The 20,185-nt window shown below is 39.1% G+C and carries 19 protein-coding genes; 15 read left to right on the plus strand and 4 right to left on the minus strand.

Annotated elements, in window-relative coordinates; genetic code table 11:
- Positions 1-7 precede the first annotated feature (7 nt).
- The 3 genes from uvrC to ACQK2H_RS02990 are packed head-to-tail and all read right to left on the minus strand — an operon-like array spanning position 8 to position 6,620.
- Positions 8-1,807 carry an excinuclease ABC subunit UvrC gene (uvrC, locus tag ACQK2H_RS02980; protein ID WP_425389987.1) on the minus strand — a complete coding sequence of 600 codons (1,800 nt, stop codon included), beginning with the start codon at positions 1,805-1,807 and terminating at the stop codon, positions 8-10.
- Positions 1,807-4,074, minus strand: a complete 2,268-nt coding sequence (locus tag ACQK2H_RS02985) for a penicillin-binding protein 1A (protein ID WP_425389988.1) — start codon at positions 4,072-4,074, stop codon at positions 1,807-1,809. Before ACQK2H_RS02985 ends, uvrC begins: the two co-directional genes overlap by 1 nt.
- Complete coding sequence (locus tag ACQK2H_RS02990; RefSeq protein ID WP_425389989.1) at positions 4,071-6,620, minus strand: tetratricopeptide repeat protein; 2,550 nt, start codon at positions 6,618-6,620, stop codon at positions 4,071-4,073. The genes ACQK2H_RS02985 and ACQK2H_RS02990 overlap by 4 nt, the downstream gene beginning before the upstream one ends.
- A 102-nt stretch (positions 6,621-6,722) precedes the next feature.
- Between ACQK2H_RS02990 and ACQK2H_RS02995 the strand changes: the two genes are divergently transcribed.
- The 12 genes from ACQK2H_RS02995 to ACQK2H_RS03050 all read left to right on the plus strand — a co-directional run bounded on the left by ACQK2H_RS02995 (position 6,723) and on the right by ACQK2H_RS03050 (position 14,898).
- Positions 6,723-7,589, plus strand: a complete 867-nt coding sequence (locus ACQK2H_RS02995; protein WP_425389990.1) for a M23 family metallopeptidase — start codon at positions 6,723-6,725, stop codon at positions 7,587-7,589.
- Positions 7,590-7,598: 9 nt separating this feature from the next.
- Positions 7,599-8,012, plus strand: coding sequence for a bactofilin family protein (locus ACQK2H_RS03000; protein WP_425389991.1), 414 nt, complete (start codon positions 7,599-7,601; stop codon positions 8,010-8,012).
- A 34-nt stretch (positions 8,013-8,046) separates the two neighbouring features.
- Positions 8,047-8,214: an AtpZ/AtpI family protein gene (locus ACQK2H_RS03005; protein ID WP_425389992.1), complete on the plus strand. Its 168-nt coding sequence runs from the start codon at positions 8,047-8,049 to the stop codon at positions 8,212-8,214.
- Positions 8,211-8,555, plus strand: a complete 345-nt coding sequence (locus tag ACQK2H_RS03010) for a hypothetical protein (protein WP_425389993.1) — start codon at positions 8,211-8,213, stop codon at positions 8,553-8,555. The genes ACQK2H_RS03005 and ACQK2H_RS03010 overlap by 4 nt, the downstream gene beginning before the upstream one ends.
- An 18-nt stretch (positions 8,556-8,573) precedes the next feature.
- Positions 8,574-9,620 (plus strand): F0F1 ATP synthase subunit A, encoded by a 1,047-nt coding sequence (gene atpB, locus ACQK2H_RS03015; protein WP_425389994.1) that lies wholly within the window; start codon positions 8,574-8,576, stop codon positions 9,618-9,620.
- A gap of 37 nt (positions 9,621-9,657) precedes the next feature.
- Positions 9,658-9,861, plus strand: a complete 204-nt coding sequence (atpE, locus tag ACQK2H_RS03020; RefSeq protein ID WP_370088894.1) for an ATP synthase F0 subunit C — start codon at positions 9,658-9,660, stop codon at positions 9,859-9,861.
- A gap of 86 nt (positions 9,862-9,947) precedes the next feature.
- Positions 9,948-10,442: a F0F1 ATP synthase subunit B gene (gene atpF, locus ACQK2H_RS03025; RefSeq protein ID WP_425389995.1), complete on the plus strand. Its 495-nt coding sequence runs from the start codon at positions 9,948-9,950 to the stop codon at positions 10,440-10,442.
- A 2-nt stretch (positions 10,443-10,444) separates the two neighbouring features.
- Entirely contained in the window at positions 10,445-10,984 is a 540-nt protein-coding gene (atpH, locus tag ACQK2H_RS03030) for an ATP synthase F1 subunit delta (protein ID WP_425389996.1), read from the plus strand.
- Between the two features lie 41 nt (positions 10,985-11,025).
- Positions 11,026-12,606: a F0F1 ATP synthase subunit alpha gene (gene atpA / locus ACQK2H_RS03035; protein ID WP_425389997.1), complete on the plus strand. Its 1,581-nt coding sequence runs from the start codon at positions 11,026-11,028 to the stop codon at positions 12,604-12,606.
- Between the two features lie 8 nt (positions 12,607-12,614).
- Positions 12,615-13,505 carry an ATP synthase F1 subunit gamma gene (gene atpG / locus ACQK2H_RS03040; protein WP_425389998.1) on the plus strand — a complete coding sequence of 297 codons (891 nt, stop codon included), beginning with the start codon at positions 12,615-12,617 and terminating at the stop codon, positions 13,503-13,505.
- Positions 13,505-14,293 carry a UbiA family prenyltransferase gene (locus ACQK2H_RS03045; RefSeq protein WP_425389999.1) on the plus strand — a complete coding sequence of 263 codons (789 nt, stop codon included), beginning with the start codon at positions 13,505-13,507 and terminating at the stop codon, positions 14,291-14,293. The genes atpG and ACQK2H_RS03045 overlap by 1 nt, the downstream gene beginning before the upstream one ends.
- Complete coding sequence (locus ACQK2H_RS03050; RefSeq protein ID WP_425390000.1) at positions 14,284-14,898, plus strand: class I SAM-dependent methyltransferase; 615 nt, start codon at positions 14,284-14,286, stop codon at positions 14,896-14,898. The genes ACQK2H_RS03045 and ACQK2H_RS03050 overlap by 10 nt, the downstream gene beginning before the upstream one ends.
- Here the strand turns inward: ACQK2H_RS03050 and ACQK2H_RS03055 are convergent.
- On the minus strand, positions 14,858-16,771 hold the full coding sequence (locus tag ACQK2H_RS03055) for a 7TM diverse intracellular signaling domain-containing protein (protein ID WP_425390001.1): 1,914 nt from the start codon (positions 16,769-16,771) through the stop codon (positions 14,858-14,860). The genes ACQK2H_RS03050 and ACQK2H_RS03055 overlap by 41 nt on opposite strands.
- 69 nt (positions 16,772-16,840) lie before the next feature.
- Between ACQK2H_RS03055 and ACQK2H_RS03060 the strand changes: the two genes are divergently transcribed.
- From ACQK2H_RS03060 to ACQK2H_RS03070, 3 genes are all read left to right on the plus strand, one after another.
- Entirely contained in the window at positions 16,841-17,569 is a 729-nt protein-coding gene (locus ACQK2H_RS03060) for a LytR/AlgR family response regulator transcription factor (RefSeq protein WP_425390002.1), read from the plus strand.
- 188 nt (positions 17,570-17,757) lie between these two features.
- Entirely contained in the window at positions 17,758-19,254 is a 1,497-nt protein-coding gene (locus ACQK2H_RS03065; protein WP_425390003.1) for a sodium/pantothenate symporter, read from the plus strand.
- Entirely contained in the window at positions 19,251-20,183 is a 933-nt protein-coding gene (locus tag ACQK2H_RS03070) for an alpha/beta fold hydrolase (protein WP_425390004.1), read from the plus strand. The genes ACQK2H_RS03065 and ACQK2H_RS03070 overlap by 4 nt, the downstream gene beginning before the upstream one ends.
- Positions 20,184-20,185 lie beyond the last annotated feature (2 nt).

The following is a 20,185-nucleotide window of genomic DNA, read 5'->3' on the forward strand; positions in this document are numbered from 1 at the left end:
AAGGGGATTAAATATCCCCTTTTTTTATAGCCTCCTGAATGATTACCGTTTTTGATTGACCGATCAAATCAATCAAATCCTTTTCGGAAGACTGTTTCAGTCGTTCTACACTCCCAAATTCATTCATCAATTTGCTCCTTGTCGAAGGTCCGATTCCTTTGATTAAATCAAGCCCTGAAATAAGCGATCCCTTACTTCTCTTTTGTCTATGAAATGTGATGGCAAACCTATGTGCTTCATCTCTAAGATGTTGTAACAGCTTAAGTGAAACTGATTTTTTGCTAATGTGTATCGGAAGAGTATCTTCGGGGAAATAGATTTCCTCAAGTCTTTTAGCAATGCCAATGATCGGAATTTGACCGTAAATGTTCAGTTCCTTTAGAGCACTGCATGCTGCACTAAGTTGACCTTTTCCACCATCAATTACTATCAGGTTTGGAAGTGCTAAGTCTTCATTGATAAGGTGCTTGTATCTTCTCCCTACAACCTCCTTCATTGATGCAAAATCATCCGGTCCTACGACTGTTTTTATATTATACTTTCTATAGTCTTTTTTCGATGGTTTGCCGTTCTTAAAGCAGACCATTGAAGCTACTGGATTGGTTCCCTGTATGTTTGAGTTGTCAAAACATTCAATGTGTTTAGGCAATTCTGATAATTGTAAGTCCTCCTTAAGCGTTTGAAGAATTGCTTCATTGGGTTGAATGCTTTTTTGTGAGTGTCTTTCCTTTTTAAAATACAATGCATTCTTAAAGGAGAGATCTACCAACTTTTTCTTATCTCCTATTTTAGGGACACTAATTTCTACTCCTTCCCATTCATCGACAAGAACATTGGTTAAAATATAGGGATTTTCACTCTTGTACTTTTTCCTTAAATCAAAGATTGAAAACCTAAGCACATCACTGTTTTCTTCTTCTATTTTCTTTTTGACTTCTATTGTTTCAGAGTTTACTATGGCTCCATCTTCTATTCTCATGTAATTCACATAAAGTGATTTGCCTTTATCAGACTCAGTCATGCTAAATACATCCGTATTAGTAATCTTCTGATTTACAATTAGAGATTTTGACTGGAACTTTTCTAGTAGGTCAAGTTTTTCTTTGTATTCCTGTGCCAATTCATACTTCAGCTCTTCTGCTGCTAGCTTCATTTTGGACGTATAGGATTTACCTACAATTCCGATTTTACCTTTTAAAATCTTTTTAGCTTCATCTATATCCTTAAGATATTCTTTTTCAGTCTGTAGACCTTCACATGGTCCCATACAGTTACCAATGTGGTATTCAAGGCATACTTTGAACTTCTTTTTTCGAATGTTTTCCTCTGATAAATTGTACTTGCAGGTTCTTATTTTGTGAAGTTTTCGAATAAGATCAATAACTCCATTCATCGCTTTTACACTGGTGTATGGACCGAAATATTCACCTTTTTTACGATCGATTCTTCTTGTCGAATAGATTCTAGGAAACCGTTCATTAGTTACACAGATACTCGGAAAACTTTTGTCATCCTTTAATAGAATATTGTAACGAGGCTGATGTGACTTTATTAAGTTATTCTCCAGAAGTAGCGCATCAAATTCTGATGATACAATTACAAATTCAATATGCTTAATCTCAGAAACTAGACGGTGTGTTTTACGACTATCGAGATTTGCTTTTGTGAAGTAACTTGATACTCTTTTCTTTAGATTTTTTGCTTTCCCAACATAGATTATGGTATCTGTATCACCGTAAAACTTATAAACCCCGGGTTTATCCGGCAAGTGTAAATAGTCTTCTCTGGAATATCGGTGGAATTGCATTACATAAAGTCATCTTCATCTACTACGTCATATTCAACAGTATCAGAAGGGTTTATGTTCTCATCATAAAGTTCGCAATCGATAACCGTCCTAAGAGGTGATGTTGGTTTTTCAAAGTATCCTTTTTGGTACCCTAAAGTCTCATCAGAATAGATTTTTTGCATGTATTTCTCCCAGATCGGAAGTGCTGTTCGACCCCCTTGACCTAGCACCCACTCTCTGAAACGGATACTGCGATCATCTCCGCCCACCCATGCACCTGATACAAGGTCTTTGGTTGCACCGATGAACCAACCATCAGAAGCGTTTTGAGTGGTTCCGGTTTTGGCTCCTATTTCATTATCAATCTTCAAAGAGTAATCCAGCGCACGACCGGTACCCATTTCCACAACCCCTTTTAACATATGAAGCATCAAGTATGCAGTTTCTTCATTAATTGCTTCTTGCTCTTCCGGAACAAATTGCTGGATAACATTTCCATTCTTATCCTCTATCCTTGAAATAAAATAGGGTTTAATATAAGTGCCTTTATTCACGAACGTTGAGTAGGCACCTACCATTTCATAAATAGAAACATCTCCTCCGGCACCTAAACATAACGATGGAACTGCATCTAACTTACTTTCAATTCCTAGTCGCTTTGCATAATCAACCACTGTTGCAGGACCGATTTTATTCATCATCCAGGCCGTAATACTATTTACAGATTGAGCCATTGCCTGCCGGATGGTCATGATTTCACCAGTAAACCTTCCATTTGAGTTTTGAGGTACCCAGGTGGGAGGGTCCTGACCGGGAAGGCTAAAGGATACTGGCGCATCTACAACAGGGAAGCATGGTGAGTAGCCATTGTCAATAGCTGCTGTGTAAACGATTGGCTTGAAAGTAGAGCCGGGCTGTCTTTTGCCTTGCTTTACATGGTCAAACTTGAAATATTCATGGTTGATTCCCCCTACCCATGCTTTAATGAAGCCTGTTTTTGGGTCCATTGACATAAAGCCGGCTTGCAGGAAGCGTTTGTAGTAATTCAATGAATCGTATGAGCTGAATACTGTATCGATTTCCCCTTCCCATGAAAACACTGTCATCCTTTTCTTTTTATTAAGATAGAATTCTATGGAATCAGTTTCACTTCCAAAACGGGATCGAAGGCTTTTGTAAGCATCAGTCCGTTTGATAGCGTTATCTAAAAATTCAGGAATCTCATTATTGTTATCATCAATCCATGGGTTTTCCCCTTTCCAATGCTCATTAAAAATCTGTTGAAGCGTATCCATGTGCTCTGCTACTGCTTCCTCAGCATACTGTTGCATACGGCTATCGATGGTGGTATAAATTTTCAATCCATCTTCAAAAAGGTCATATCCATTATCAATGGCCCAATTCACCAGGTAATTTTTGGCTTGAGTTCTAAAATATGTTGCTAGGCCTTCATTTTGATTTTCAACCCTATAGTTCAATTGTATCGAATCTCTGTTTAAGGTATCAAAGCCAACCCTGTCGATCAGGTTGTATTTATGAAGGTTCCACAATACTTCAGTGCGTTTTCTGTGTGCATTGTCCGGATTAAGTACAGGACTCCATCTGGTCGGAGCATTGATTGCTCCAACGAGTACAGCGGATTCAGGATAATTTAATTGAGAAGGAAGTTTGTTGAAGAATGTCTTGGCTGCTACTTTAATTCCATAAGAATTACTCCCAAACTCTACAGTATTCAAATACATCGCAAGAATCTCTTCTTTGGTATAAGATTTCTCGAGTTGCACAGCGATGATCCATTCTTTCAACTTGGTTATGATTTGACCTAATGTGCGTGATTTATATAAGCTGCCCTGTTCTGCAGTGTTTGTTTTAAACAGGTTTTCTGCCAGCTGCATGGTGATAGTACTACCACCTCCCTTAAATGAAAATGTAAGCTTGCCAATCACTGCACGGGCAAGACCTCTTAAGTCTATGCCTGAATGATTCTTAAAACGTATATCTTCCGTTACAAGAAGTGTATTAACAAGCTCAGGGGAAAGCTCATCATATGTAACAGGGGTTCTGTTTTTTCTGAAATATTTACCTAATGAAATACCATCTGCACTTATTAACTCGGAAGATAAATCAGGATCAGGACGCTCTAGTGCTTGCAAGCTGGGCAATCCGCCAAACCATCCAAAAGCATCATTTTTTACCATTATAAAGATAGATGGTACCCCAATAAATCCTAAAAAAAACAGGACCCAAAGTGCCCTTATCGTGTATTTAATAAGCTTTTGCCTCATTTATAATGCTTTTCAAAAAATGTAAGATATGCTGATACATCTTTCGTTCTGTAGAATATGTCAAAATTATCCTCTGTTATAACAAAATCATTGAATTTTTGACCTTTAAATATGTCTCGTAGATTGATATCTTGTTGAAAGTTTTTCAAAAATACGTTGGCTGTCCCCTTACTCGGAAAAATGTTTACAAGGAGCATGGATTTTTCATCACTCAAAATGAGGTTTCCTATCTTGAGGTTATTGAAGCTTTTCTCGTCTAAGTATTCACTCATCAAGGTTGGCAGCTCATCGGTCATTTTAGAGTCCAGATCATATACGATCACAAATAGATGCTTTTGATCAAAATCTTCAATAAATCGAGCCTTTGCACTATTGTATCGTTTTTGTTGAAAGGTTTCTGACGCAGTTAGTAAGGATTGTGCATAACTATTTAGTTCACTTTCGGGATACTTTTTTATAAACTCGCCAAGTTCAAATTGGTATTTGTGATCTTCTTCTGTTTGACCAGTTGCTAAAACGCGCAGTAGTGCAATGTTGTCACTAAATTCATTTTCATCATGCAGTGCAAGCGCACTATCCGTTGAAAATAACACTTCCTCATAGCGCCCTTCTTTGTATTTTCCATAAAGCTCTTTGTATAGTTTTTTTAGCTGTTCACTAATAGCAAAGCTCTCTTCTCTATAATTCGGATTATCAACAAGTTTCGCATAAATCGTTTCAGGATATTTGTCTTTCAGCTGATTCCCTCTTTTTACAGATAGTTCCGGATCAATAATTTTATATAATAGGTATAATTGATAGAGCACTTCAGCTTCATACCCTGTATTGGGAAATCTGCTCAATAATTTTTCAAAAGATTCAGCAGCATTCTTATCTTCTTCCAAACGGAGGTTATATATATTCCCAAGGTTATAGAGCGCATCCTCTATTTCGGATAGTAGTTTTTCTTTTTGTTCCTCAGTTTGAGGAATATCAGCCATCATTTGGCGTGCCTCATCTTCAACACTTATTTCTTCTTCACTTTCTTCTCCAGTAGACTCTGATATTTCAGTGTAGATAATTTCTTCTTCCGGCCCATTTATTGGCGCTTTATTTTTTCTTCGCCAATTATCTTCTAGAGCTCTATCACCCCATTTTCTTATAAACTCACTTCGGCCCCTGCTCAATGCGTTTGCATTGTTAAAGTACCAAACAGACCCTGTACTTGCGGTAGTGATCAGGTTATCTCCGGCACTTTGTGTAATGTTTCTTGCTCTGTTAATGGCAGCTTGTTTTTCTTTCTTCTTTCTTTCCTTTTCGGTCTTTCTTTCTAGCTCTATCTGTGCACTAAACATGGCGATTACCGAATCTTCCGGTAAAGAGGCCAGATGAAGCAGGCTGTCATTTTTCTGAATGGTGACTATTTGCTCTACAAAATCAACGAGAATCTCTTGTCGTTCCTTAATTGACGCATAATTATCCTCATCCTTAGGCATGGTATTTACCGTGCTGTCATAGTAGCTTTTTGCAAGGACAAAATTTTTGACTGAATCGTAATAAATTCGTCCAAGACTCAGGTATGAGTAAGCCTTTTGGCGCTGATTGTTTGTGCTGCTTCTTATGGAAAGCTTATAATTGGAAATTGCTTCATCCATGTTTCCATTTTTAAGCTCGAAACCGGCCAGTTCATAGTAGATTTTATCTTTATATTCTTTGTTTTTCGGATCTCTGAGTAGGTTTCTGAAATATTTCTGTATCTTTTTTAAATCACCTTGATCAGCTAACTCGGTAACCTGAGCCATGTAAAGTTTGGCGTAAAATTCCAGCTCGTAGTTAGGGTTATTTTTTAGTACATTCTTGTAATAACGAAAAGCCTCGCTTTCAAAACCCAGATTATGGAAGGTTTGTCCTATTATAAAGTTGATACGTGCCTTATCTGAAGAATTCAGTAATTCCTCGGCTTTCACCAGGCTACCTACCATTTTACTTTCATCTTCCTGTTTTTGATAGAGATAGGCCGTGTTTAAATGAAGTCTTCGCCGGTTTTCTTTATTTAACTTTTCCTTGGCTAAATAGTCTGTTACAGCTACCGCATTTTTATATGCTTCAAATTCTGTAAAACTTCTAATTAGCTCCGTCAATGCATGATGTCTTGCATTGTCATCCTCACTGTGAGTATTTACATATTTAAAGGTTTCAATAGCATCTGGAAATTCCATAGCATAATGACGCGCTTTTCCAACCAGAATGTAGCTATCGTCTTCCCATTTACTGTTGGGATGACGTTGTATGGCGATGGATGCTTTCTGAATACAATCTTCAATCTGAGTTTTTAACGATGCTGACTTGGTGGAATCGAATTGCGGATAAATAGGAAGTACCTTGTTGTAGTTCCATTCCTGATCATCAAATATTGACTGCTCTATTTCTTTAATGCGCTCATTAGCTATGAAATAAGCGTTATAATGGGCCGTTAGATCGTGAAATGAGTTGCTGAGAGGATTGTTTTTGTAAGGAGAACACCCTGCTACAGCAGTGATAAAACATATGGATATGAATTTCCTCAAAATGTATTTAGACTGGTTCGATTAATAACGATCTCAAATTCAATTTGGTGTAAAGATAAACAAGGGGTGATTGCATACCTTTGTCGCCTTAATTTGCAATCTATGGCTGCAAGAAAGACATTTAGCAACTGGTTAACGAATAAATATTTACTCATTATCCGCAATGAAGAAAATTTTGCGGAAAAGACCACATTTAGTTTCAATTACGCCAGACTTTTTCTGGTATTGGCTACAGTGGGCTTACTAATATTGGCTTTGTCGGTTTACCTGGTAACTGTGGCCCTAGAGCAATGGTTGGATCCCCGGCATGCACAAATGGTGGCAAATAGACAAGTTATAGAGCTATCAATGACCATTGATTCACTGGAACAGGAAGTAGATAATAAGAATATCTACATTGAAAATATCCGTAAAATCATTGCCGGCGAAGAAATTGATCAAAATGTGGAAATGAGCCCAGAGTCGGATTTACAGCCAGCTGAATTAACGGAGACATTACAGCCTGTAGATTCACAATTCAGGGCGGAATTTGAAGATTCAGAATTGGCTGATATCACTGCATTGCCTATTGCAGTTTCCTCAAATGTGTATGAATTAAGAGATATATATCTTTTCAGTCCATTAGATGGGATCATCACAGATGGCTTTAATCCGAAAGCTGATCATTATGGCGTTGATATCGTAGCGCAAGAGAATGAGCCGGTTCGTTCTGTTGCCGATGGTGTGGTGATTATGTCTTCCTGGACCCTGGATGGAGGCTATATTTTGGCAATTCAGCATCCGGGCAATTTAATTTCTGTATACAAGCACAATTCGGAATTATTTAAAAACGTTGGTAATTTTGTAGCCGCTGGGGAAGTAGTGGCCACTATCGGGAATACAGGCGAGCTTACCTCGGGACCTCATTTGCATCTGGAATTATGGCATAATGGGAATCCTGTAAACCCACAAGAGTATATTGCACTTTAAAATCACGCTATGTTAAATAAGAATCAAAAGGAAGTAGAAGAGTTGAGTAACTCAAGTAACATCATTGGGAAAGGCACGATCGTAAATGGAAGTATTGAAACTTTTGGAAACATTCGTGTCGAAGGAAAAGTCGTTGGTGATATCAAAACTAAAAGCAAAGCTGCTTTTGGACATTCATCTCAGGTAGATGGAAGTGTTTTAGCACAAAACGCAGAAGTAGCTGGTCACATTACAGGAACTATTGAAGTAACTGAACAGCTGGTTTTAAAAGCAACAGCTACCATTGATGGCGATATCATTACAAATAAGCTACTTGTAGAATCCGGAGCTACTTTCAATGGAAAATGTAAAATGGGCGTAAAAAGCAAAGAAATTAAAATTGGAAAGCCCGAAGAAAAAGAGCAGCAAATCCTCAACGCCTGATAATCAGGAGAAACCCGTTGAGGACAGATCTTTTATGAGGTTTTATGGCCTAGCGTTCGAGCTTGTGGTCATGAACCTCATTTTAATTTTGGGGGGCTTCTACTTAGATGAATTCATAGGAAGTAGTCCTGTATTTATACTCATTGGCGTGTTTTTGTCGCTCGCCGGCACAATTTGGCTCTTACTTAAATTTTCAAAATGAAGAAATGGATTTCTCTCATAATGATAACAGGCGTTCTGCTGTCACTGAACTTTTTGTCCGAAGACCTCCAGTTACATGAATCCTGGAATTTGATGGTGCTATTCTTTGCAATACAAGGAGCCGCCTTGTTCCGAATTGATCAATGGGTACCAAAAGAATGGGAGGTACAAGTCTCACTTGTAAAAATTGTAATTCGTCTACTTTCTTCGATGGTATTCATTCTGGTACTTTTTCTAACCAAAGAAGACTTATTTTCTCTTGTAATACAGTTTATATGTATCTATTTGGTTTACATGATCTTTGAAATAGTTGAGGCTTTGACTAACTTGCGCCGAAATTGAGGAACGAACGAATATCTGATGAAAAAAGGCTCCATTTTGAGGCAATCTAACTTTCTGAAAATCAATAAGTTTTTAGCGATTTTATTGCTCGTTTTACCAGGACTAGTATTCGCCGGTGGTGGTTCTAAAGATGGAGAAGACGAACAATTTGATCCAAGCGAATTAATTAACCATCACATTTCTGATTCGCACATTTGGGAAATTACACACGGTGCTATCGTTTACCTTCCGGTAATTGTTTATTCAGAAGAGAAGGGATTGGATATTTTTTCTTCTCATAACTTTTATAATGAGGATCATGAGACTGTTCCTTACAATGGGTACATCATGGATCATGATCACATTACCTTAGAGAATGGTGGTCACGTACTTGATCTCTCCATCACAAAAAATGTATTATTTCTCTTCATTGATGCACTCATATTGATTTTAGTATTCTCTGCTGTTGCAAGAGGATATAAAAAGAACGTAGGGAAAGCACCAAAAGGCATACAGTCATTCTTCGAGCCAATCATCATTTTTGTGCGAGATGATATTGCGAAAGCAAACATTGGTCATAAATACGAAAAATTCATGCCGTTCTTGCTTACTGTTTTCTTCTTTATCTGGTTTGGAAACATGCTAGGTCTATTGCCGGGAGCAGCAAACATGACGGGAAATATCTCTGTGACGCTTACACTCGCAGTGATGACTTTATTAATCACACTTTTTTCCGGAAGAAAAACGTACTGGCTACACATTGTGGATCCACTGGGTAAGTCAATGCCTTGGGCCGGTAAATTATTATTATATATCATTTTGTGGCCGGTGGAAATCATTGGAATATTCACCAAGCCATTTTCACTGATGATTCGACTTTTTGCGAACATCACAGCAGGTCACATTTTGATCCTTAGTATTATTAGTTTGGCCTTCATTTTTGAAAGCTTAACTATTGGAGTTGTTGGGGCGCTTTTTGCCACAGTGATGAATATGCTGGAGCTGTTTGTAGCAGTACTTCAGGCATATGTATTTACGCTTCTTTCGGCCTTGTATTTTGGACAGGCAGTAGAGGAGCACCATTAATAGTTGGAACCAATTTTTAACAAATAAATAAATAATTATGGGAGCAATTGGAGCAGGTTTAGCAGTACTAGGAGCAGGACTTGGTATCGGTTTGATCGGTAAAGGAGCGACTGAGAGTATTGCAAGACAACCAGAAGCAGCTGGTAAAATCCAAACAGCAATGATTATTGCAGCAGCCCTTATTGAGGGAGCGGCACTATTCGGCGTTGTGGTTGGACTATTGGCTGGATCAGGAAATTAATTTCCAAAACAAACTTGGCTATGACCACATTAGGTGGCATGGCCAGGTTTTATTTAAAAGACATTTATTATTAAACAATATATACCGTGGCACTAGTTACACCCGAAATAGGATTGATCATTTGGCAGGTGATCGTTTTTTTGATTGTCTTATTCATTCTCCGAGCATTCGTATGGAGGCCAATCTTAAGTGCACTTAAGACGCGTGAATTCCAAATTGAGGATTCGCTAAGAGCGGCTGAGCATGCACAGGAGGAGATGAAGCAAATCCAGGCGGATAACGAATACTTACTTCAGGAAGCTAGAATTGAAAGAGATGCTATTTTAAAAGAAGCTCGAGAAGAAGCAAGCAATATTATTGAGAAGGCAAAATCCGAAACGTCTGACATCACCTCCAAAATGATTGAAGATGCTAGAGATGCAATTGGAGTTGAGAAGAAAGCAGCCCTGAAGGAAGTGAAAGATTTAGTGTCTTCGCTCTCATTAGAGATTGCAGAAAAAGTGCTTCGTGAAAAGCTTTCAGACGACAAGTCTCAGAAAGCACTAGTTGAGAAATTTATCAAAGAAGTTAAAGTAAACTAAGCATGTCAGTAGGCAGAATAGCGGTTCGATATGCAACACCAATTATAGAATTGGCTGAAGAGAAGAAAGTCTTAGATGATGTAAAGGGTGATATGGAGGCCTTCATCTCTGTTTGTGAGGAAAACAGGGATTTTGCATTGATGCTTAAAAGTCCAATCATCCCACATCAAAAAAAGGCAGATATCCTGAAGAAGGTCTTCTCCGGAAAAGTGAATGAACTCACTCTGCAAGCCTTTGATATAATCACTAGAAAAAACAGGGAGAAATTTCTTGAGAATATCGCTGAAGAATTTCTTAATCTGTATAACATCAAAAAGGGATTGGCAGAGGTTTCTGTTACTACAAGCTTTGAGCTGGATGCTGATATGAAAAAGGCGTTTGAGAAACTGGCTAAAGAAATAACTGGCAAGGAGCCGATTCTGAAAGGAAAAATTGACTCGGAAATCGTTGGCGGATATATTTTAAAAGTTGGAGATCGTCAAATTGACGAAAGCGTAAGCGGACAATTGAAAGATTTAAAACTGAAGTTTTCAAAAAAATAAATAACATACAATTCCGTATTGCGGGATAAACAAATAAAATTATGGCACAAGTAAGACCTGATGAGGTTTCAGCAATTTTAAGAGAGCAGCTTTCCGGACATAAGACCGAGGCTGAACTTGAAGAAGTAGGTACTGTATTACAGGTAGGTGATGGTGTAGCCAGAATCTACGGTTTGAGTAATGCGCAGGCAGGTGAGCTTCTGGAATTTGAAAATGGATTGAATGCACTTGTATTGAACCTTGAAGAGGACAATGTAGGAGCTGTACTCCTTGGAGATTCTGCAGATGTAAACGAAGGTGATACAGTTAAAAGAACTGGTAGAATTGCTTCAATCCAGGTGGGTGACGGAATGTGTGGTCGAGTGGTTGATACGCTTGGTAACCCTATCGATGGTAAAGGTGCAATCGAAGGTGAAACTTTTGAGATGCCTCTTGAAAGAAAAGCTCCGGGAGTAATTTACAGAGAGCCTGTAAGTGAGCCACTTCAAACAGGTATTGTGTCTATTGACTCAATGATCCCGGTAGGAAGAGGTCAAAGAGAGTTAGTAATTGGTGACCGTCAGACAGGAAAAACAGCTGTTGTTATTGATACGATCATCAATCAGAAAGAATTTTATGATAAAGGAGAGCCTGTTTTCTGTATCTATGTTGCAATCGGACAGAAAGCTTCAACAGTAGCTGGTATTGTAGCTCAGCTTGAAAAAGCAGGTGCAATGGCGTATACAGTAGTAGTAAGTGCCTCTGCTTCTGACCCAGCTCCAATGCAGTTCTATGCACCAATGACAGGAGCAGCTATTGGTGAGTATTTTAGAGATACAGGGCGTCCGGCACTTGTAGTATACGATGACCTTTCTAAGCAAGCAGTTTCTTACCGTGAGGTTTCACTTCTTTTAAGAAGACCTCCGGGACGTGAAGCTTACCCGGGTGACGTATTCTACCTTCACTCAAGATTACTAGAGCGAGCTGCAAAAATCATCGGTGATGATTCAGTAGCTAAGCAAATGAACGACCTTCCACCATCTTTGAAAGATAAGGTAAAAGGAGGCGGATCATTAACCGCACTGCCAATTATTGAAACACAAGCAGGTGACGTTTCTGCATATATCCCGACAAACGTAATTTCGATTACTGATGGTCAGATATTCCTTGAAACAAACCTTTTCAACTCTGGTATCAGACCAGCGATTAACGTAGGTATTTCAGTATCTCGTGTGGGTGGTAACGCTCAGATTAAGTCAATGAAAAAAGTAGCTGGTACGTTGAAGCTAGATCAGGCACAGTTCCGTGAGCTTGAAGCGTTCGCTAAATTCGGATCTGACCTTGATGCTGCAACTCAGCGAACCATCGATAGAGGAAGAAAGAACCAGGAAATATTGAAGCAGCCGCAGTTCTCTCCAATTCCGGTTGAAGAGCAAGTAGCTATCATTTATGCTTCTACAAAAGGATTCTTGGATCCGGTTCCTGTGAACAAGGCAAAAGAATTCCAAATTGAATTCATGAATGCAATGAGATCTACTGGTAAGGATGCGTTGGCAGACTTTAAGGCAGGTAAATTGAGCGAAGAGGCTGTTGCAAAAACAGAAGAAATCGCTAAAGACATTGCTTCCAGATATAAAAAATAAGAAAATAGATGGCCAATCTTAAAGAGGTAAAAGGTAGGATTCAATCAGTTGTTTCGACACAGCAGATCACAAAAGCCATGAAAATGGTTGCTGCTGCTAAGTTGAGAAGGGCACAGGATCGTATCATTCAAATGAGGCCATATTCGCAGAAGCTATCTGAAATTATTCAGAATGTTTCTGCAGGTCAATCTGATTCGACTGACAATCCATACTCCGAAGAACGATCAATAGAGCGAGTTTTACTTGTAGTGGTTACTTCGGATAGAGGATTGTGTGGTGCTTTTAACAGTAGTATTTTCAAAGGAACGAAAGCGCTCATTGCTGAAAAATACAGCCTTGTAGAGGCCGCAGGTAATTTGGAAATTCTTCCAATTGGAAAGAAAGCGCTGGAGCATTTTACTAAGAGAAAGTACAACGTAATCAAAACTTATTCACACCTAATAGAGAAGCTTAATTTCGCAGATGCAAAAGAAGCAGCTGAAATGGTGATGGCTGATTTCCTCGATGGTAAATATGATCGAGTGGATATAGTTTACAATGAGTTCAAAAACGTTGCTACTCAGATAGTTAAAAAAGAACAGTTTCTTCCAATTCAGGAAATTGAGACAGAAGAAATGGATGACTCCTACGGTGAGATAGATTATATCTATGAGCCATCGAAAGATTTCATTTTTGATGAACTTGTTCCTAAGTCACTTAAGATCCAGTTCTATAAAACATTGTTAGAATCAAATGCTTCTGAGCATGGAGCACGGATGACAGCAATGGATAAGGCAACAGAAAATGCTGATGACCTATTGAAGGAGCTTCGGTTGACTTACAACAGAACACGTCAGGCAGCCATTACAAAGGAGATTTTGGAGATCGTGGGTGGTGCCGAAGCATTAGCTCAGGGATAATGATTGGGCGAGCATATCGTACCGCTCAAATTTTGTCCATAGATATTGTAATCGGAGTAGTAATACTGCTCCGATTTTTTTGTGCCCAATTCAGTGTAGCTCCAGGATGGGAAGTTTATTTGCTGCTCGGTGGAGTAGTATGGCTTATCTATACAGCAGATCACCTAAGGGATGCAGAGAACAAAATTAGATCATCGAGGGAGCGATATCTGTTTCATAAAAAACATCGAAAATCTTTATTAGTAGTTGCTGTTCTTGTTTTGATTGCATTATCTATTCTAATCTTATTCATACCATTAGTGATCTTCCTTGGAGGATTGGCGCTGGCGGTATTCTCATTTGCTTACTTGATGATGCAGCACCGATTATCGCGATTTCTTTCAAAGGAGCTTTATGTTGCAATGGTCTATTCAGCCGGGATTTTGATGGTGCCTTTTCTACTCAGTCAGACCTATCGATGGGATATTTTTTTATTATTGGTGCTACTAACCTTTGTGAATCTCAGTCTATTTAGCTGGTATGAAAAGGAGGACGATATAAGAGACAAGTTTCAATCGATTGCAACAGAACTTAATGGTAAGCAACTGGAAAAAATCATATTATTATTGATCTCGATAGGTCTTGCAATTGCAATTCTTTCCATCAATATTGTCACAATTTATTTTATAGCAGGCTTTGTTATTTATACATTGATGCTCATTTTTTCCGATTGGTTTCGACTCAAGCATCGCTGCAGAGCAATAGGGGATGGCGTATTTTTATTGCCAATTCTTTTCGAATGGCTGTAAACGATTTTGACTTTATTGCCCCTTTTTATGATCGCCTTTCGAAACTTGTTTTTGGAGAATCATTAATACAAGCACAAGCTTATCATCTGAAAGAAATAGGCGATAAAGATCGTGTGCTTATCCTTGGTGGAGGGACAGGTAAACTACTTGAGTATATTCCCAAAAGTGGTGAGTTGGATTTTGTGGAAAAGTCCGTCAGGATGCTGGATAGAGCTAAAAGGAGAAAATTCCACGGATCAATTAATTTCATTCAATCGGATTTTAAAGAATTTGAATCGGATAAAAGATATGATGTGATCATTTGTCCATTTTTTCTTGACTGTTTTGATCAACAAAGCCTGAATACTGTTATTGCGAAAATCAAGAGGCTTCTTAGTACTAATGGCAAGTTGATTGTTGTGGATTTTGAAAAAAGAAAAGTCAATACGCTCTTGCTTAGAGTTATGCTGGTTTTCTTTAAATGGTTTGCCAATCTTGAAACCACCAAACTACTCGACTTGAGGTCTTTTTTAAAGGGAAATGATTTTCAGGAAAATGAAATCAAGCTTTATAAGAGCGGGGTTTTTAGTGCACTTTACTACCAGGTAGGCAAAAGGAAACGGTAGTTCCCTGTTTGGCGCTGATTTCCAATTTACCATGGTTTTTTTCAATAAAGTCCTTACACATCAGTAGCCCGATTCCTGAACCCTTCTCCTGTTCTGTTCCTGTTCGGGTAAACCCTTCCTCCTTATCTAAAATCTTCTGGATCATTTCATTGGTCATCCCGATTCCGGTATCGATGATAGAGACTCTTGTGAGATCAGCATCGTGTTCTGCTACAATCTTTATCTTTCCATTTTTAGGAGTGAATTTGATCGAATTGTGAATAAGGTTCCTAACAACAAACTCAAGCATGTCTTTATCCGCATTCAATATAGTTTCATCCACCCCAGCTTCAATTTCAATTTTAATTTTCTTCTGCTCAAGGAGAGGTGTAAACAACTTCAATGACTTATCAAGCGCCTTTCTAAGGTCTACATTGGTAGGATTGAAAGTCAAACTATCCTGCTGGAGCTGCGACCAAAGGAGTAGGTTATCCATCAACAATATCAGGTTTTGCAGGGAAAACCGGGTCTTATCGCTAAGTTCAGAAATTTCTTCAGGAGACAGCTTGTTGTAATGATTGATGAAAAGGTTGAGGTATGAATCGACCGTTGTTAGCGGACTCTTTAGCTCATGTGAAATAATGGAGAAAAGCTTCGATTTGACTTGGTTTAGCTCTCGTAAATCACTCTCTGAGAGCTTGAGCTGGTTGAGCGTTTCTTCCAGTTCTTTTGTTCGTTCTTTGACCTGTCGTTCAAGCTCATCTTTTTGTTTCTCAGCTAGTTGCTTTTTCTCCATCTCTTTTTCACGTTCAATTTTTTCACGTTCAATTGTTTCCAATGCCAGCATCTTTCTTGTCCGGTTTAGTCTGTCAGATAGACCCAGTGAAAACAAAACAACCTGTGCTACTGCTCCAATCTGGATGATATAGCGTGTAAAGAAATTATCGGGCAAATAGTGGAGCTCTCGAAAAATGAACAGCACACCTCCAATATTAAATAGCGCAAAAGCAACCAAAAACCAAAGTGCAGGTTTATAGCCCCTCAGGTATACAATCACACTGACAAGGGTAATAGCAGACATGGTGACTGCTCCCAAAAACCCGATGACATGGTTGGTTTCTACAAGCCAGTCTTTTATTTCCAGCCAGCTTATTAGCCACATAACTATTGGTGTTAAATAAAGCGCTAGCAAGAGTGTGAAGAATGTATTCCAGCGAGGCACGTACTGATCTGTATGTAGATAAGTCTTGGTAAACAGTATCCTGCTGATGTTTGTGAGCGGTATGATCAAGGCAAAGACATAAGTATTCCAGTGGGGTCTTGACGGCCAAAAATGCTCGAATGTAAACCCGTAATAAAAGGCCATATATAAAGCAAAACCTACGATTGAAAGTACATACCATAGATAGCTTTGATCCTTTACAGCCATGTAGATCATCAGGTTGTAAAGTGCCATTACGATTAGGATACCAAAAAATAATCCATGGGCGATGAGTCGCTGACGTTCCTGAAATCTCCATTGGTCAGGTGTGAACTGATTGACAGAAGCCACCTCCAACTCAAAAAGCGGATGATCTCCTTTTAGTTTTACTAGTAAGGAATCACTGGTGGTTTGAATAATATTTTTGAAAGAAAAATAGCTTTGCTCATCACCGGGAATCATTGTGCCTGTATAGTGAATACCATCTTTTCCATAAGCTACCACATGGCTCCAGTTTGCCAATTCTATATATCGAGTTTCTGGGTTAAGATCAATTTTTGTCCAATACCATTCTTCATTTGATAACCTATTGGAGTCTGCAGGTTGCTGCAAAAGGCTGTCAAGAAAAAGGGTTTGTGCTCGAAGGGTAAAAACCCCAATCAATAGAAAAATGTATGTGCAAGCTCGTCGCATCAGAATGAAATATTGACCTGCAATATAATCTGACTGATTTAGTTACGAATTTGCGTTTACTTTTGAAGAATGTCAGAGGGGAAAACCAAAGTACTCATAGCCGAAGATGATTTCGTTGTGGCTAAAAATCTCAGCATTACGCTTGAGGAACGAGGTTATGAAATCTTGGGTATCAGTGAGTCTGGTGAGGAATTGTTACAATCACTGAGTAAGCAGCCCACTGACATTGTGATCATGGATATTAACCTGGCGGGTTTGATGGATGGTATAGAAGTTACCTCCCTCATCAAAACTAAAACCAACACTCCAGTATTATATCTGACATCTGACAGAGATCAAGCAACACTTGAACGCGCAAAACTGACCAACCCGGATGGATATTTGATTAAGCCTTTTGACGATGACGAATTGGTTTCGGCCATTGAAATTGCCCTTCACAGACATCATTTGGTTGCAGGAAACCAGAAAGAAGATACAGTAGTCAGTGAGTCTCATCTTTTCGTGAAAGTGAAAAACAGATTGGAAAAACTAAGGTTTGAGGATACTCGATATATCGAGGCGAACGACATTTACTCTATCCTGATGACCAATCAAAATAGCTATATACTTAGCTACTCTTTGAAAACGCTTGAGGAAAAACTCCCGGCTTCCAGATTCATGCGCGTTCACCGTTCATATATTGTGAATGTAGAGCACATTCAGGCCATTGAGGATAACTACATTCAAATTGCTGATAAGAGCATTCCAATAGGAAAAACCTACCGCGAGGACCTCATGAAGCGACTTTCGATAATATGAAATTTTCAATTTCTACACTTTGTCAGAAGTGTATATTGTCTTTTATTTAAAAATCCGGCGATTTATTGCAGATTTTTCCTTCACCACGACAAAGGTTCTGTTCACCTTAAAAAAACCTTCTTTCACCTGAGTTCAGTTGTCAATGCGCCTGAATAAGTAAAAATTGGTAGCTGGATTAAGTGAAAAATATGGCTTCAGAGAGTTTTACTGAATATGTTTGGATAGCAGTTATCGCCTATATGGCGCTTATTCTTTTCTTTGTTATCAGAGGTGCTATTCAGACTAAAAACATCTCAGATTACGCGCTGGGCAATATTGCTTTTTCCCCGATTGCAGTTGGGCTGGCACTTGCTGCTTCCATGACCAGTGCAGCAACATTTATTATCAACCCCGGATTTATTGCTTATTACGGGATCAGCGGATTTCTTTCATTCGGATTGGTTCTATCCATATCAGCACTGGTATCACTGATAGTGATTACCAAAGGATTTAGGAAGGTAGGGACTTCAGTAAAAGCCCTAACCATGGCACAATGGATTGGTAGTAGATATGAGAATAAAAGCTATTCCCTTTTTTTCGGTTTCGTATCGTTGCTACTCATCACATTTATTGTGCTGATATGTGTAGGCCTGAGCAAGCTTTTATCAAAAGCATTGAATGTTGAAGAAATCTATATTTTGATTTCGGTAGTGGTATTCGTGTTTGGTTACATGATGTTCGGAGGAGCAAACTCCATGGTATACACCAACATGATTCAGGCTTCTCTGATGATTGTGGTCGCCATCATTCTGCTTACCTCTGGTTACGAACATTTCTCTGATGGCATCTCCGGATTTTTGGCAAAACTTAAAGCTATTGATCCTGCCCTTGCCGATGGTACAAATCCGCAAAGTCCATTATTCAGGGACTATTTTGAAATAATTTTTTGCCAGGTTGTGGTTGGGATAGCGATTGTGTGTCAGCCACATATTATCACAAAATCGCTTCTTTTAAAAAATGATAATCAGGTAAATACCTACCTGATCGCAGGTGTAATTGTTGAATTCCTCTTCTTCCTCGTGGTTTTTGCAGGTCTCTATGCCCGACTGGAGTTTCCGAATCTCACAGTTGATGGCAGCCTGCTCAGCCTCGATGGGGTGCTTTCAGCTTATGTTGTGAAAAAATTTACAGCTGGTATAGGAATCATTGTGGTGATGGGACTGATATCAGCGGGTCTTTCTACTTTAGAAGGCTTGATCCAAAGCCTAAGCACAACAATCACACAAGATGTAATCCGTCCCATATTTGGTGAGCCGAAAATTCAGCCGGTCATCCTGAATCGACTTACAATCATTTTTTTAGCAGCCGTTTCTTTTGGATTCAGCTGGCAACAACTGATTTCTCCTGATTTGAGTGTTGGGATTTTTGCGCAGAATGGTGTCTATGCTTATTTCTCTGCTGCTTTTGTGCCCGTTCTTTTTGGAACTTTTCTAAAGCAAGTGCCGGTGCATGTGCCATTTTTGAGCTCAGTATCTGCCATAATTATTCATTTTTCAGTGTATTACGGCAGGCTTACGCCGTACATGCAGGAAGAAGTGAGAAACCCGGCCATCGCTTCCACACTTGCCATTTTAGGTTCGCTCGCCATAGGTCTGATATTGCATACTTATGCGAAATCAAGACGAGAAAAAGTATCAATCGCATGAAGAACCTGATCACGATATTGACCTTGGTTTTTGCACAATTCACTTTCGCTCAAAATGATGAATTCATGCCTAACTATAAATATGAAACAAAGAAGGTCTCCATCTTCGATGACATTGAGATCGCCTATCTGGATGAAGGAGCACAGGATGCACCTGTAATTGTGATGGTGCATGGGCTGGGTGGTTATATCAAAAACTGGTACCATACCATTGAAGGATTGAGAGGTGAATATCGATGTATAGCGCTGGATCTACCAGGATACGGTCAGTCTACATTGCGAGATTTTGATGAGGAGGATTACATGGACTTTTTCGCTCGCTCACTTGATGCCTTTGTGAAAGCACTGAAGCTCGATAATGTAATTCTGCTTGGACACTCCATGGGTGGGCAGGTCAGTATCGTAACGGCACTAAAGAACCCGCAATGGCTGGATCAATTGATATTAGCTGCTCCGGCAGGTTTTGAAACATTTACGGAAGAGGAGGCTTCAACGCTAACGCAATTTTCAAGCGCTGCTGTTTTGATGAGCCACACAGAAGATCAAATACGGGCTGCCTATAAGATCAACTTTGTGAATATGCCACCACTGGCTGAGGAAATGATTCAGGATCGGATCAAAGTCAAAGAAGCTCCATGGTTTAAGGATTATGCCAAAGTGAGAGAGATGGGAGTCAAAGGGATGCTATCTCATCCCGTTTTTGAGGAGCTGGATCAGATCAAAGTTGCAACTTATGTACTCTTTGGCGAGAAAGATTTTTTGATTCCAAATAGATACCTGCATGCAGGTATGACCACCCAACAAGTGGCTGAGGTGGGAAATAAGATACCTAATGTGAAAATTAAAATGATTGAAGCTGCCGGACACATGTTACAAATGGATAATCCGGCGGGCTTCAATCGAGCTGTTAAACAAATGCTAACAAACTAAAG

It is taken from the genome of Ekhidna sp. (assembly GCF_965228795.1).
Taxonomy (GTDB): Bacteria; Bacteroidota; Bacteroidia; order Cytophagales; family Cyclobacteriaceae; genus Ekhidna.

Bases quoted from the DNA above. Each gene is read 5' to 3' on its own strand.
- atpH (WP_425389996.1), top strand. From the start codon at position 10,445: ATGTCAGTAGGCAGAATAGCGGTTCGATATGCAACACCAATTATAGAA.
- ACQK2H_RS02995 (WP_425389990.1), top strand. From the start codon at position 6,723: ATGGCTGCAAGAAAGACATTTAGCAACTGGTTAACGAATAAATATTTA.
- ACQK2H_RS03000 (WP_425389991.1), top strand. From the start codon at position 7,599: ATGTTAAATAAGAATCAAAAGGAAGTAGAAGAGTTGAGTAACTCAAGT.
- ACQK2H_RS03010 (WP_425389993.1), top strand. From the start codon at position 8,211: ATGAAGAAATGGATTTCTCTCATAATGATAACAGGCGTTCTGCTGTCA.
- atpG (WP_425389998.1), top strand. From the start codon at position 12,615: ATGGCCAATCTTAAAGAGGTAAAAGGTAGGATTCAATCAGTTGTTTCG.
- ACQK2H_RS03065 (WP_425390003.1), top strand. From the start codon at position 17,758: ATGGCTTCAGAGAGTTTTACTGAATATGTTTGGATAGCAGTTATCGCC.
- atpE (WP_370088894.1), top strand. From the start codon at position 9,658: ATGGGAGCAATTGGAGCAGGTTTAGCAGTACTAGGAGCAGGACTTGGT.
- atpB (WP_425389994.1), top strand. From the start codon at position 8,574: ATGAAAAAAGGCTCCATTTTGAGGCAATCTAACTTTCTGAAAATCAAT.
- ACQK2H_RS03050 (WP_425390000.1), top strand. From the start codon at position 14,284: ATGGCTGTAAACGATTTTGACTTTATTGCCCCTTTTTATGATCGCCTT.
- ACQK2H_RS03045 (WP_425389999.1), top strand. From the start codon at position 13,505: ATGATTGGGCGAGCATATCGTACCGCTCAAATTTTGTCCATAGATATT.
- atpA (WP_425389997.1), top strand. From the start codon at position 11,026: ATGGCACAAGTAAGACCTGATGAGGTTTCAGCAATTTTAAGAGAGCAG.
- ACQK2H_RS03055 (WP_425390001.1), bottom strand. From the start codon at position 16,771: ATGCGACGAGCTTGCACATACATTTTTCTATTGATTGGGGTTTTTACC.
- ACQK2H_RS02985 (WP_425389988.1), bottom strand. From the start codon at position 4,074: ATGAGGCAAAAGCTTATTAAATACACGATAAGGGCACTTTGGGTCCTG.
- uvrC (WP_425389987.1), bottom strand. From the start codon at position 1,807: ATGCAATTCCACCGATATTCCAGAGAAGACTATTTACACTTGCCGGAT.
- ACQK2H_RS03070 (WP_425390004.1), top strand. From the start codon at position 19,251: ATGAAGAACCTGATCACGATATTGACCTTGGTTTTTGCACAATTCACT.
- ACQK2H_RS03060 (WP_425390002.1), top strand. From the start codon at position 16,841: ATGTCAGAGGGGAAAACCAAAGTACTCATAGCCGAAGATGATTTCGTT.
- ACQK2H_RS03005 (WP_425389992.1), top strand. From the start codon at position 8,047: ATGAGGTTTTATGGCCTAGCGTTCGAGCTTGTGGTCATGAACCTCATT.